Here is a 14,112-nt window from a genome sequence, read left to right on the forward strand (position 1 = left end):
AGTATCAAGTATTATTAAATAAATTACTTGTCTATGATTAACTCGAAGATGATATTCCGGATTCTGGGTTTTCTGCTTCTGATAGAAACAGCCATGCTGTTATGTTGTGGAGGGGTCTCTCTTTTCTATAAAGAGAACGACTTGCAGAGCTTCCTGATTTCATCAGCCATCACCGCCTACATCGGGGTTTTGTTGCTCGCTATCGGGAAAGATGCAGTGAAATCCCTGAATCGCCGTGACGGATATGTCATAGTCAGTGCAGCATGGGTTACCTTTTCTCTTTTCGGAATGCTACCTTATTATATAGGAGGATATATCCCAAGTATCACGGATGCATTCTTTGAAACGATGTCCGGGTTCAGCAGCACGGGTGCCACTATTTTAAATAATATAGAGTCAATGCCTCATGGAATACTTTTCTGGCGGGCTATGACGCAATGGATAGGTGGTTTGGGTATTGTATTCTTCACCATCGCCGTTCTACCGATTTTCGGTGTGGGTGGAATTCAGGTGTTTGCAGCAGAAGCCAGCGGCCCTACTCATGACAAAGTACATCCCCGTATTGGTATCACTGCCAAATGGATTTGGGGGATTTACGCCGGAATGACGGGGACATTAATTGTCCTATTAGCATTCGGTGGTATGAGCGTATTCGATAGTATATGCCATGCTTTCACAACTACCAGCACTGGCGGATTTTCTACCAAACAAGCGAGTATTGAATATTATCACTCACCCTATATCGATTATGTAATCTCTACTTTCATGTTTCTTTCGGGTATCAACTTCACGCTATTACTGTTGATGTTCAATGGAAAAATAAAAAAGTTCATTCATGACGCAGAACTGAAATTCTATTTCTTGTGTGTTTCCTTTTTTACTATATTTATTGCAGTCTGGCTCCATCAGACTTCTTCTATCTCCATAGAAGAAGCGTTCCGTAAATCACTATTCCAAGTGATTTCCTTGCAAACTTCTACGGGATTTGCCACAGCCGATTATATGCTATGGCCTTCTATCCTTTGGGGATGTCTTGTAATAGTAATGATCATCGGAGCTTGTGCCGGCAGTACAACCGGAGGTATCAAATGTATTCGTATGGTTATTCTGCTTCAGGTTGCAAAAAACGAATTCAAGCATATTCTTCACCCTAATGCCGTGCTCCCGGTACGAATAAACAAGCAAGTCATTTCCCCTTCTATACAGTCTACCGTACTAGCTTTCACTTTCTTGTATGCGGTCATTGTTATTATCAGTGTACTTGTCATGATGGGCCTAGGAGTAGGCTTTTTGGAATCAATCGGAACAGTAATCTCAAGTATAGGCAATATGGGACCGGGACTCGGCACATGTGGTCCGGCCTTTTCATGGAGTGAACTGCCGGATGCTGCCAAATGGCTGCTCTCTTTTTTAATGCTCTTGGGACGTTTGGAGTTATTTACAGTATTACTACTTTTTACTTCCGACTTTTGGAAAAAAAATTAAAATTCAATTCTCAACCATACTTATCCCTATGAGAAAAAATACTCATGCCTATGAGAATATATTTCCATAGGTATGAGTATTTTTTCTCATTACGGTGAGAATTCTATCGTATTTCTACGTTGCTATCACATCATATCTTTCTAAGTAAAACCTTTCTTACAACAGGCTTATTTATTTCATAAATCTTATTGATAAGAACATCCATTTCCTGTTGACGAGCATCACGGACAGCTTCAAACATCATCTTTGAATACATATCACGACGTCCCTTCAACCAAACGTTTTTATCCAAGTTTTCATCCATCACCTCGATCGCTTTTCTGTCATCAGCATACAACAATCCCTTTTGCTGGAAAAAGCCGAATTCGCACCACGCATATTCTCTGAATGTTCTTTCAATCTCCCAACGATATTCATTCAGGTGCATAACCGTTAATGCCTGCTGGTATTGGGGAGTTTTGGATTCAGCCGCAAGATTAATACCCTTTGCCAGTTCATTTCCACTCCAGGTTCCTATTTCTTCATCGTCTATCAACAATTTATAATTGCCTTTCAGCCCTGTTACTTTCAACGTTTCACGGTTCATCTCTTCCATAAAAGGAACAACCTTCAACACTTCTGCCTGGCTCTTTTTCTGTCCCCAACCACGGGCAATAGTATCCAAAGGATAAGGAAGAGCACCTGCCAGATAGTCAAAGCTCAAGTCTTTTCCGTTCTTCTTTATATTGGAAACGGTACAGTTCTCCGACTTAACGGCTTGTTTATTATTAGCATTAATCTCCACATCCGCTACCTCCTTACCTGCAAATCCCTGGGCTTTCAGAAAAAGATAGGCCATCACCATGTGTCCGTCGTTGTCGGGGTGAATACGGTCGCTTCCACAAAGAGTAAATGTAGGATCTTTCTGTTGGTATTGCTGATTCAAAGCAACCATAGGAGCATTTAAATCAGTAAATTCCCAATTATTTTTAGCTGCCGATTCTTTCTGATATTCAACGAGCCTTTTGATGGTTTCATTCTTTGTCTTGAATGGCGTATTCTCTTTCAGTTGTACAGTTTCATCGTATGGAGAAGTTCCAACCATCACGATACGGGTATCAGGAAGCTCCTGAAAACGTTTCTCCATCTGCCGGTAATTTTTTATGCTCTCCTGATATTTCTGCTCTCCGAATTCTTTAGGTTTATCGCCGTTGTATTCAAAATATCCGGAATCATTCATACCAAAAGTAACCATCAACACGGAAGGTTTCATCGCAAAGATATCACCATCCAGGCGTTTGTTCATATCATACGCCGTATCTCCACCAATGCCACCGTTGAACACACGGATAGGCATATCCGGAAAACGAGTCATATAATACAACCAGATGTATGAATGGTAATGACCGCCATCTGTTATACTATTTCCTAAAAACACTGCTCTCTCACCTTCCTTAAAAGGTTTCACAGTTTGTGCAAACGCAGCAGTACATGTCATACAAGCCGCAGCAATCAATACAAATAATTTTTTCATGTCTTAATCTATATTTTACAAATTGTTATCTTCTTCATGAACGTTTTCTTTATTTTTTGAGAGGGTCATATACGGCAACTGCCACACGTGAATCGGCACAGCCATAATATAAGAACCATTTCTGATTGTGGAATACAAGCCCTTCTATAAATACGGTTCCGGCTGGATATTGTCCGCTCTTTTCGAAATCTGATTCGGGAATATAGAAAGGTTTATCCAAGCGATCGATTAGTTTAGTAGGATCTTTGGCATCAAATAAGGCCTGTCCTGCGCAATAAGAGTTGGCAGTATACAGTGTATCTCCTTCGGCGCCCGACTTATTTTTGCCGTTATAAAGTAGCAGGATTCCCTTCTCTGTAAGAATGGCAGGAGGACCACATTCGGTCAGGTCACTATCAAACTTACCTGCGCGGGGAGCCATCACTTTCAGGAATTCTCCATTTTCATCCAACATTGGTTTCCAGTTGACCAAGTCTGTGGAAGTGGCTACATTCACAAACTTTTCTCCCCAATACATCCAGTATTTGCCGTCAATCTTGGCTATCACTTGTTTGCCGTCGATTAATTTGGTTACGATAGAGGCAGATTTGGAAAATTCATCTATGAATCTTCCGTTGTATGCTTTCGCGAAAGCCGGTCCATGTTTTTCCCACGTTTGAAGATCGCGCGAGGTAGCTACTGCCAAACGCGCCTGTTTGCGGTTCCATTGTGTGTAATGCATTACGTAAAGTCCATCTTCTGTTACGGCAACACGTGGGTCTTCGCAACCGCCGGGATTTTCCAGCTCTTTCTGGCTGTCGTCTGCCGGATAAAATACGGGTAGGGACATTCGTTTGAAGTGTAGTCCGTCGTCAGAATAGGCATATCCCAAACGGGAGGTACGTGATCCGATACCAGTTGCCGAGTTATCTTCAGCCCGGTAGAGGACCACTACTTTCCCATCATAAACAGTAGCAGCCGGATTAAATGTATCACTCGCTTCCCATGCTACTGAGTCTCGTCGCATCGGACAATAGAAAAGGGTCGTAGTGTCAGGAGAGATAATCGGATTAACACCTTCCGGACGCTGGAAATCTGCCCACGCCCAATCTGGGAATCCAGATGTCTGCTTCTTCTCGCCACATGAAGTGACTAATGCGGCAGCCATCAGTAAATAAGCTATGTTTTGTAGTTTTCTTTTCATTCTTACGTTTGATATTATAAATAAGTACTCTTGCAAAATAATTTCAAGCGTTAATCTATGTAATCCGTGCCTAAATTTATGATATAAACTTATATACCTCGTTGGTTTGCTTTAAGGGAAAGAGGGAGGAGTCACTTTAGTTCCCCACTTCACGTCCGGCTTAGCCGAGGTAGTATATTCTATTGTAGCCCCATTATTCAGTTGGTCCCAATCGATCCATGTACTGTCATACGGTTTACCGTTTAGCTTCATGGACTTGATATAAATATTCTTTTCCGAACCGCCTTTTATCACCATATCCCCTTTCTTCAAATGAACTTTTACAGATGAGAATATCGGAGTGTTCACCGTAAAGCCTCCCACTCCCGGTATTTCGGGATAAAGTCCGATGCAAGCGAATACATACCAGGCACCCATCGTTCCTAAATCATCATTGCCCGGCAGACCATCAATTTTACTTGAATACTGTTCATTCAATACACGGTTAATAATCTCCTGTGCTTTATAGGGAGTTCCTACCCAGTTGTATATCCAAGGAATATGGAAGCTCGGTTCATTGCCGGAAGCGAACCAAGCATCATTGTAACCGGCATCCAGGCGGGTAAAGAATTCATCCAGGCGTTTTTCTGCGGCTGCTTTGCCTCCGATGATTTCTATCAGACCGGCAATATCGTATGGCACCATCCAGAAATAATTCTTATAGGTCGATTCACGGAAATCTTCAGTCAGTGGTTTCCACGAACCATCCGGATTGCGTGATTGCAACCATCCGGTTTCCGGGTTATACAGATTCTTCCATGAACGTGCGAAATGGAAATAACGCCAGCTTGCAAACTCATCTCCTACAGCATGTAAGGCAAATTGTGCGATTGCAAAATCAGCGGAAGTATATTCCAGTTGTATAGAAGCGTTGTAATATCCTTTATCCAAATACTGTTTCAGTCCCGGACGAGCCTCAACCTCCTGTGACATTGCTCCCGGTTCTTCCGCTCCTTTTCTCATGGTTTTGAAAATCGGTTTCGGGTCATAATTACGGGCACCAAAAGCGTAAGCATTGGATATCAAGATAGGAGTTGGATCTCCTTGCATTACTCCGGTTTCTATATTAGCCATCACCCAACGCGGAAAAGCACCACCAGCTTCTTCGGCAAACAATTGGTGAGAAATAACAATATCAGAGGCTACTTCAGGATCAAGGATTGACAATAGCTGAATCTGTGTACGATAGGTGTCCCAGTTGCTAAAAGAAGTATAGTGTTTGGAACGGGATTTATGCACTTTGAAGTCAGCTCCCATGTATTCTCCATTCACATCGCTGCATACGTTCGGGTGAATGAATGAACGATACAGATGGGTATAAAATTGAGTGGTACGATCCGGATTAGTTCCTTCTACTTCGATCTTACCCAAGTAATGATTCCATTTGGATTCTGCCTGATTCTGAATCTGCAGGAAATCCCATCCGGTATTCTCCGCTTTCAGATTCTCGCGTGCATTCTCTACCGAGACGTAAGAAACTCCAATCTTATATTGGATATTTTTCTTCTTATTCACATCAAAAGTAAAATAAACTCCGGAATATTCTCCTTCGGCAAAAGTCGCGTTCGGTTTCAGCTCATTTCTTTTCCATGTTCCCGATTCCAACGCATCCGTATCAAACTCTGCTACAAAATAGACCTTATACGGTGTACGGAGGCCACAGAAATTGCCACCTTCCGCATATCCTTCACACTTGTTCGGCGCAGTAATGACGATGGCGGCCTGTTCTATCGGAGTTGCGGAAATACCTCCACCGATAATTACCGTACCATATTGCTGATCGGCCGGATATTCATAACTCGCCATACCGGTTCTTTCGGTTACTGTCAGTTTTGCATGGATATCTTCCTGCACCTTTGCTTCATAATAACCGGCGTGTCCTTTTTCTTCAGAAATATTGATGCGGTAGTTGAGAATATTGTCCGGAGACATCTTCAGTTTACCTTTTACCGGAAAAGTAGGAAAGTTACCCATGTGCTCACAACCGCCACCACTCAACTGATTGATGACGAACCCGGAACGTTTGGAAAAATAAGAGGGGGTGAACTGCACCATTCCATAAGGATAAGTGGCTCCGGGATAAAGATATCCCGAAGTCAAGCCCACGCCCTTCGTTCCTATCAGGGTATTTACTTGACGGGCATAATTACTCCCAGCGCTCTGCGCCGAGAGACTCCCCCACCCTCCAATCAAAACCAATAATAAACCTGTTAAAACTTTATTTTTCATACTGTATTCTCGTTACACTTTTTTAGTTTCTTATTCTTTCGACAAAGAGAAAGGAGCGGCATATTTCGATGTACATCGTTCTTTATTCGGCAGACTTCCCATTTCAAAACGAAGCATACCACCGTCTGCTATGTCGTCATATTTTATAAAATTCTTATCCAATACACGTCCATTCAAAGTAGCAGACTGGATATAGACATTCTCTTTATTGTTGTTATTTGCTTCAATTACAAACTTATTTCCGTTTTCCAGCGTTATGGTAGCCTTTTTAAATAGTGGACTGCCAATCACATACTCATCCGTACCCGGACAAACGGCATAGATGCCTAATGAGCTTAATATATACCAGGATGACATACCGCCTTGATCTTCGTCACCCGGATATCCTCTTTCTGTTGAATTATAGAGTCTTTCAACAATCTGACGTACCCAATACTGTGTTTTCCATGGCTGACCGGCATAGCTATACAGATAAGGCATGTGCTGAATCGGCTGATTGCCATGTGCATATTGTCCCATACCTGCCAGTTCCATTTCTTTCATTTCATGGATCACTCCTCCATAAGTTCCCGGTTTAATAGTACTAGGAAGGGCAAATACCGAATCCATCTTGGTGGTAAACTTCTCATCACTTCCGAACAAGTCTATTAATCCTTCTACATCATGGAATACAGACCACGTATAATGCCAGGCGTTACCTTCGCAGAAAGGTCCGCCCCACTCCAGAGGATCAAACGGTTCCTGCCATTTACCATCGACGCCTTTTCCACGCATAAAACCGATAGACGGATCGAATACGTTTTTATAATTATACATCTGACGGGCAAAGACTTCCTGATAATGTTTGTTTCCGGTCATTTTAGCCAGTTGGTAGCCACAAAAATCATCGTATGCATATTCCATTGTCTGTGCACTCGATCCCATTGATTCCGGATAAGGAACATATCCCAGTTCAAAATATTCTTTCCAGAAACCACGTCCGTTGGCACCTCCCCAAGGACCTTTATTCATGGCTTCGTGTGCATAGGCTTTCAAGGCTTTCTCCGGATCAAAAGTCCGGATTCCTTTTGCCCACGCATCTGCCAGCAACGAAATGGAATGATTGCCCAACATTCCTCCTGTTTCTCCGGGAGCTGACCAGGAAGGTAACCATCCGCATTGTTCTTGTGCGGCAAGCAAGGCATTCATATAACGTCCCTGCATGGTAGGATGAAGAATGTTGGTCAGTGGAAATTGAGAACGAAAGGTGTCCCAGAAACCATTATCCGTATACATATACCCGTCATACACTTTGCCGTCATAGGGACTGTAATAATAAGGTTCTCCATTCGCTTTACGTTCGTAGAATTTGCGTGAGAAGAGATTGGCACGGAACAGGCAGGAGTAGAAAGTTTTCATTTGCTCGTCCGTTCCGCCTTCTACCTGGATTCTGTTCAATAATTCATTCCATGTTTTCTGTCCGCGTATTTTAGTGGCCTCCAAATTCTTATCTTTACCTAGTTCGTCATTTAGTGTAATCACAGCCTGCTCTGCGCTGATGTAAGAAGAGGCAGCCTTTGCCTGCACTTTCGTTCCTTTTTTAAATTTGATATAAGCGCCATAACCTTTGCCTTCTCCTTCCAACTTTTTAGGAAAAATCTCATCTTTCTGATTTTCCCACATACCGTAATCTTCAAATGCTTTGTCGAACTGCACCACAAAGTAGCTACGGAATGTCTTAGAGTTGTTTACAAAACGTTGGTTATTCACCCAACCGGAGATTTGTCTCTTTGCCGGATCAATCTTGATTTCACTCATATCCGTATATCCGTCAATCACCAGATAGGCGTCCTCGGTGGAGGGATAAGAAAAGCGCAAATGTACACCACGAGTAGTCGGCGCCATTTCGGTAGTAATACCATTATCCAGTGTCACTTTATAATAATGCGGCTTGGCTATTTCATTGTCGTGGCTGAACTTTGTTGCCCGCATCTCCTGATTAACAACTAATTTCCCCACCATCGGCATAAAAGAATACACAGCATAATCACTCATCCACGGACTACATTGGTGAGACTGGCAGAATCCTCTGATATTATCTACCGCATATTGATATTTCCAGCCTTCTCCATTTTTCCCTGTTTGGGCAGACCACGTATGCATGGCATAAGGCATACCGGTAGTAGGATATGTATTTCCATAACTTAATCCGAAATGAGAGTCGGTACCTTGCAGTGTATTGACATATTGCACAAGGTCTTTCATTTGGGCATAGATACCTGTTGAAAAAAAAGAGAAGATTACTAAATAAATGAGTTTGTTCATGGTTCTTTTTTTATGTGTTACATCTATTTCACTTGGCAAATCGAAACAACTATATTTATTTATTACCATAAGTAATACCCTGCCAGTCATCCGTACGGAAAGGGGATGCCGGAAGGTTAACTCCATTGTATAAATTACAAATTGGATTATCTGCCCAAGCATAACGCACTGCTATTGGGAAAGCAACTTCAGGAGATGAGACGATGATGGAATTACCATCAATCACAGCATCAGCCCAGTGAAACTTATGATCAACGCCAGAGATAGTAAATCCTTTTACTCAAGTGGAGCATCGTTATCGTACAATGATTCCCAATTAAATACACGGTAGAAATAAGGACGATAAAAGTCGGCACTACCCGGTGCATTGAAATTATCCCAAAAGTTGGAACAGTCTGTATTGGTAGAGATCACCAATTCACCGGTACGTGATAAAGCCGGATGAATATTTACCATATAAACATGTTGATAACGTTGTTCGCCAATCTTATCAAGAAATTCGGGTAATGTAAAGAGAGTCTTTTGATCAACAAACGGCCCATAAGGATGCTTACTACGGAACATCAGCACGTCTCTCCCGAACCACATGGATTGTCCAATCATGTAATAGGTATCACCTTTTTTAAATACCCAAGGCATAGAGCACGCACTTTCCAAAGGGATAATTGTAGAGTTTTCAGCATCTTGGATTGAGGGGTACTGCGTTGTCCACGAGAAATGTCCTTGCGGGTCGGCCACATAATATTCCCACTGGCTGCCAAGGTCGCGTGTAGCGGTACGTGCCACAGCCACCTTATAATTGGAAGTTGTGTAAAGATAGATATGTCCGTCTTCGTCTTCCCACATAGTGTCGCCATAACCTAAAGTGTGGTCGTTAAAGTTATCATTACGACTGATAAGTTTCATGTAAGTAGCATCACCCGGCTTTCCTTCCAAGCTATAAGTAGCCAAGCAAGTACCGAAGCGGCGCATCAGGTTGTTCGGATCGGTATTATCAACGGCTCCCCACAACATTTGCATCTGATTGTTATATATCGTAGCATCTCCTGCCCAATAAAGATAATCCTGATCGATTTCTCCAGCTTGTATTTTTTCTTCCGAGAGTGTAGCTTTCGGATGACGAATGTGAGTGCGTACCTGATAGTATCTATCCGCATTAGGATCATTGGTTTGTACGTAATCAGCTAACCAAACAAGATTTTCATCCTTCTCACCAGGTGTTTGTACCATAATACTATTACGCGGAAAACTACAATTACCTCGTGAACGATTTTCATTGATTACGCCATAGAAGCTATCATTGAACGACCAAAATATATTCCCGTCAGGCAAACCAGTAGTGAACACACCGTCTCCTCCATTCCAGCCCAACGACCGAGTGAAAAGGGCATTGTATTTCAAGTCTTTGTAGACGAACACTTTCCAATATTGTCCTGATCGATTTGGCATTAGTTCGAGATTCCATTCGGAATCAATCTGAGGCATCTTCACTTCTGAATTGCCGTAATAAGGTTCTTGCTGGTCACCACATGCTCCTCCAGCGAGGAGTGCGATACTTAGGATAAGATGAATTGGTTTCATGTTTAATAAGATATTTAAGATTATTTAATTTGTTTCTGCACCTGTAAAGCCGATAATACAAGCCATAAAGGTTGACAAAAAGATGCGTCTCATAATGTTACACTATTAGAATTTAGGGTAAAGACGATTCAGGAATGAAAAACCACTAATTCGGATAACTCTTTCTTTAGATGTATTTGATCTACTATCATTGCTCGAATAATACAATGACCTTTTTACTGAATAATAATACGTGAAAAAAAATATTGTGTTTAGTGGTGTATATCTTGTCAATCGTCTTAATACAAATTCAAGTCGTGAATTAGTCTCGGCTTATTGGCTTTAAATTGTTTAATTTTAATTTTATAAGTTTTACTATGAAATTGTACATGAAATCATTAATGCTACTCCTATTTTTAGGAACAGTTGCGTCCTGTAATGACAGTTTCCTCGATCAAACCCAAACTTCGGATTTAAATCGTGAGACCGTTTTTGCAGATAGTACGTATACCGCCAACTTCCTGACCGGAATTTATACCGACATCGGATTTGATATCAACTACAACCGATGGACGTACCTTTTGGCTAATGGTGGTGGGCTGCAAAGCGCTTGTGACGAAGCTGAATTTTATCCTTCGTCTACCATCTGGACAAACATGATGTTTGCTACCGGTACGGTTAATCCAGTTACGGTAAGTGATGACGCATGGTCGAAATGCTACACCAACATTCGTCGATGCAACGTATTCCTCGCCAACATAGACCGATCACCGATGGTACAGAGCCGAAAAGCTCAATACATATCCGAAGCACTTTTCTTGCGTGCCTGGTACTACTTCATTCTGATGAAACACTACGGTGGTGTACCAATTATTGGGAATAATGTATATGATGCTACTTCGACTATGAAAACCTCACGTAATACATGGGCGGAATGTGTAGAGTATGTGACCCATCAATGTGACTCTATCGTCCAACTCAATGTACTTCCCATAAGACGAACAGGACAAGAAAACGGCCGTGCCTCATCGGCAGCCGCCCTGGGTCTTAAAGCCCGTGTCTGCCTCTATGCAGCTAGTCCATTATTCAATGGAAGTGATTTCGCTCCTACCGATACCAAAGAATTAGTAGGCTATCCCTCTTATGATAAAGAACGTTGGAAAACGGCAATGGATGCTGCCCGCGCGGTAATCAATCTAGGAACCTATAATCTCTTTATTAGAAGTAAAGATTTGAACGGCAAAGCCGAACCAGGTTTCGGATTTTACGTCATATTCCAAGCTGGCGATACACGAAATGCCAATTTGACCGATGATGATGGTAAAAACAATAACGGAGCCTTTGCCGGCAATATCCTCGACCGTAAGTATCAACGTGAGTCCGGACATGAGGCTGCTTACTATCCACCTAGTGGCAGTCACTCCGGAACACGCCACGGCGGATACATATACAAAGAATTGGCAGATGCTTTCCCTATGATTGACGGTAAACCTATTAACAATAGCCAATACACATTCGATCCTTTGAATCCCGCCAAAAGTCGCGATCCCCGTTTCAACAACACTGTGATTTATGATGGTGCGTTGGTCCCTGCCGACGATACTTACAGTGCTACCACAGTTGTTAACACATGGATTGGCGTAGGGCAGACAAGCGATGCCGTATACCAAGGCACTGCCACCGGTTTCTATGTACGCAAGGGATGTGATCGCTTATGTAAAGGTAGTACATGGAACCCAAGCCGTCACAACGATCCACTGATACGTTACGCCGACATCTTACTGATGTATGCTGAAGCAGCCAATGAATATCATGGTCCCGATTTCGAAGAAACGCTAGGCGGACAACAACTCGGTTGTTATCCCATATTAAAACTCATTCGCAAGCGTGCCGGCATCGAGCCCGGTGCAGATGGTATGTACGGACTTGAAAAGGATATGACACAAAAACAGATGCGCCAAGCCATTCAGGAAGAGCGCCGCCTTGAATTTGCTTTTGAAGGGCATCGCTTCTTTGATGTACGCCGATGGATGATTGCTCCGCAAACCGAAAGCAAAACCATGCATGGCATTGAAATCACTCGCGCCACTGACGGAACAAAGACTTGGAAAGAATTTGATGTACGCACGCATGTATGGCGTCCGGCTATGTACTTTTTCCCAATTCCTTACAATGAGACGGTGAAGTCGAAAGATTTGCTACAGAATCCCTATTATAATTAATAAAATACCCAAAATATGAAACATAGCATACATTTGGCGGCAATAGCCTTGCTGACTACTCTGCTTGTGACATCGTGTGATACGTTCTCTGCTCCTGCTGATCCTGACAAAAACACGGAGCAGGTCAAAGACATATCAGGCACGTGGCAACTCACCACAGTGAGCCGCAACAGTAATGATATTACCGAAACCATGGACTTCAGCCAGTTCCAAATTGACCTGAAGAAAGATGGTAAGTACACAATTGAAAACTATTTACCTTTTGTGGTACGCCACAATGGCACGTGGAAAGTTGACGATATCTATTATCCTTTTCGCCTCTATTTCACAGAGGATGGAGCCACAGAGCAGGCCAGTACCGATATCCTATTCCCCATTACCAATGGCGAACGTAACATCGTGATTACTCATAGCCCCGGGTGTGGTTCGAATACCTACACTTATGTATTCAAGAAAATATCAGAAAACTAAAAATCATAACGCTTTATGAAAAAGAAATTAATCAGCTTGCTTCAACGCAAACGGCACATCGTAGCGTTATCAACTATACTTATGACTTTCGTCGTTATGAGTTGCCTCTTTATCGATTCTGTCGATATAACCCAAATGATAGACGGAAAAGCCGTAAACTATGCAAAGGCCGGGATGACTGCTACTTTCAAAATGCATGGACATATTAAGGTTGAAGGAGATCCGCGCAATGACAAACGACTTGTTTTCGGTTTCTTGGCTCCAAAAAGTTGGAATCTGGCACAAAATGCCAGAGTTTCATACACAGAAGATACATTTGATCCGAATATAGGTGAGCAAAACATGACGCTTATCCCATCGACCGAACAGCCTAGCAATAAACCAGGATTATCATGGTCGGCTGCTCTCATGCAAGAATACGGTGTCGGTACCAATATTCTGGAAGATATGGAATGGGCAGCCTATTGGACAAAACCCTATAACGGCGTTGCAGGGGAGATTCATTTTACAATCTATGTCCGTGTACCGGTAGGAAACAAAAATCTGCGTTTCAAACCATCATTCTTTATTAACAGTACTGACGATAACTTCAGTACAAGTGCGGATGCAAAGAAATGTGAGGAAGCCGGATGTTTTGAGGTAGTAGAAGGTGAAGGACTTGTTACTGACTTCTGTAGCGAACACTTCAACAAAACCACTCCATTGACATCATTGCAAAACGACTTTGTTACCTTTAGCTTTATAGGAGGCATGGACGAGGATAATGCACTTGTCAAGGCCGATAAGATCTATTTTGAAGGAACGGCGGTAGCTAGCGACGGACACCGTTATACCGTAAATGAGAAGAGTGACAAGACCCTGATGAAACGAGAGAATCAGTATACCAAAACATACAATATCACATTCTGGCCGGAAGGGTTCTTCAATGTACCTGAAGGAACAGAGCTTGTAAGTATTGAATATGCCTTCACTAATGCCGATGGATCTATCTCCGTTACACAGTCTGATGATGACTTCGTAATGTTAAATATACCTCTTCCTCCGCAGAAGGAACCATTCATATATACGTTCTATTGCGAGTGATAACCTTATATTCTACTGATAAT

Annotated in this window: 9 protein-coding genes and 1 pseudogene; 4 read left to right on the plus strand and 6 right to left on the minus strand. The window is 42.4% G+C overall.

Features of this window, described 5'->3' with window-relative positions; translation table 11 throughout:
* Positions 1 to 33: 33 nt before the first annotated feature.
* Complete coding sequence (locus I2I04_RS11225) at positions 34 to 1,485, plus strand: TrkH family potassium uptake protein (RefSeq protein ID WP_195655035.1); 1,452 nt, start codon at positions 34 to 36, stop codon at positions 1,483 to 1,485.
* Between the two features lie 130 nt (positions 1,486 to 1,615).
* On the opposite strand, the gene I2I04_RS11230 is transcribed toward I2I04_RS11225, so the two are convergent.
* The 6 genes and pseudogenes from I2I04_RS11230 to I2I04_RS11255 form a co-directional block, all read right to left on the minus strand.
* Positions 1,616 to 2,998: an SGNH/GDSL hydrolase family protein gene (locus I2I04_RS11230; protein ID WP_195472028.1), complete on the minus strand. Its 1,383-nt coding sequence runs from the start codon at positions 2,996 to 2,998 to the stop codon at positions 1,616 to 1,618.
* A gap of 49 nt (positions 2,999 to 3,047) precedes the next feature.
* A complete protein-coding gene (locus I2I04_RS11235) occupies positions 3,048 to 4,181 on the minus strand; it encodes a glycoside hydrolase family 130 protein (RefSeq protein WP_195655036.1) in 1,134 nt (377 codons plus the stop codon).
* Positions 4,182 to 4,292: 111 nt separating this feature from the next.
* A complete protein-coding gene (locus tag I2I04_RS11240; protein ID WP_143260405.1) occupies positions 4,293 to 6,449 on the minus strand; it encodes a GH92 family glycosyl hydrolase in 2,157 nt (718 codons plus the stop codon).
* 30 nt (positions 6,450 to 6,479) lie between these two features.
* The gene (locus tag I2I04_RS11245) at positions 6,480 to 8,753 is read right to left on the minus strand and encodes a GH92 family glycosyl hydrolase (protein WP_195655037.1); all 2,274 of its coding nucleotides are present in this window, start codon (positions 8,751 to 8,753) and stop codon (positions 6,480 to 6,482) included.
* Positions 8,754 to 8,808: 55 nt separating this feature from the next.
* Positions 8,809 to 9,033, minus strand: a pseudogene (locus I2I04_RS11250) (9-O-acetylesterase); the annotation flags it as partial.
* Positions 9,030 to 10,334 carry a DUF5005 domain-containing protein gene (locus I2I04_RS11255; protein ID WP_195472019.1) on the minus strand — a complete coding sequence of 435 codons (1,305 nt, stop codon included), beginning with the start codon at positions 10,332 to 10,334 and terminating at the stop codon, positions 9,030 to 9,032. The pseudogene I2I04_RS11250 and the gene I2I04_RS11255, both read right to left, overlap by 4 nt.
* A 356-nt stretch (positions 10,335 to 10,690) precedes the next feature.
* Here I2I04_RS11255 and I2I04_RS11260 point away from each other — a divergent pair, with 356 nt between their 5' ends.
* Genes I2I04_RS11260 through I2I04_RS11270 form a run of 3 tightly spaced genes read left to right on the plus strand, consistent with a single transcriptional unit; the run spans position 10,691 to position 14,089 of the window.
* On the plus strand, positions 10,691 to 12,535 hold the full coding sequence (locus tag I2I04_RS11260; protein ID WP_143260402.1) for a RagB/SusD family nutrient uptake outer membrane protein: 1,845 nt from the start codon (positions 10,691 to 10,693) through the stop codon (positions 12,533 to 12,535).
* Positions 12,536 to 12,550: 15 nt separating this feature from the next.
* Positions 12,551 to 13,006, plus strand: coding sequence for a DUF5004 domain-containing protein (locus I2I04_RS11265; protein WP_004301484.1), 456 nt, complete (start codon positions 12,551 to 12,553; stop codon positions 13,004 to 13,006).
* Positions 13,007 to 13,021: 15 nt separating this feature from the next.
* Positions 13,022 to 14,089, plus strand: a complete 1,068-nt coding sequence (locus I2I04_RS11270) for a DUF4961 domain-containing protein (RefSeq protein ID WP_143260401.1) — start codon at positions 13,022 to 13,024, stop codon at positions 14,087 to 14,089.
* The last annotated feature ends 23 nt before the right edge of the window (positions 14,090 to 14,112 follow it).

It is taken from the genome of Bacteroides sp. 1001136B_160425_E2 (assembly GCF_015559655.1).
Taxonomy (GTDB): domain Bacteria; phylum Bacteroidota; class Bacteroidia; order Bacteroidales; family Bacteroidaceae; genus Bacteroides; species Bacteroides luhongzhouii.

Coding starts and splice junctions, on each gene's coding strand:
- I2I04_RS11225 (WP_195655035.1), top strand. CDS start 34: ATGATTAACTCGAAGATGATATTCCGGATTCTGGGTTTTCTGCTTCTG.
- I2I04_RS11245 (WP_195655037.1), bottom strand. CDS start 8,753: ATGAACAAACTCATTTATTTAGTAATCTTCTCTTTTTTTTCAACAGGT.
- I2I04_RS11265 (WP_004301484.1), top strand. CDS start 12,551: ATGAAACATAGCATACATTTGGCGGCAATAGCCTTGCTGACTACTCTG.
- I2I04_RS11255 (WP_195472019.1), bottom strand. CDS start 10,334: ATGAAACCAATTCATCTTATCCTAAGTATCGCACTCCTCGCTGGAGGA.
- I2I04_RS11235 (WP_195655036.1), bottom strand. CDS start 4,181: ATGAAAAGAAAACTACAAAACATAGCTTATTTACTGATGGCTGCCGCA.
- I2I04_RS11240 (WP_143260405.1), bottom strand. CDS start 6,449: ATGAAAAATAAAGTTTTAACAGGTTTATTATTGGTTTTGATTGGAGGG.
- I2I04_RS11260 (WP_143260402.1), top strand. CDS start 10,691: ATGAAATTGTACATGAAATCATTAATGCTACTCCTATTTTTAGGAACA.
- I2I04_RS11270 (WP_143260401.1), top strand. CDS start 13,022: ATGAAAAAGAAATTAATCAGCTTGCTTCAACGCAAACGGCACATCGTA.
- I2I04_RS11230 (WP_195472028.1), bottom strand. CDS start 2,998: ATGAAAAAATTATTTGTATTGATTGCTGCGGCTTGTATGACATGTACT.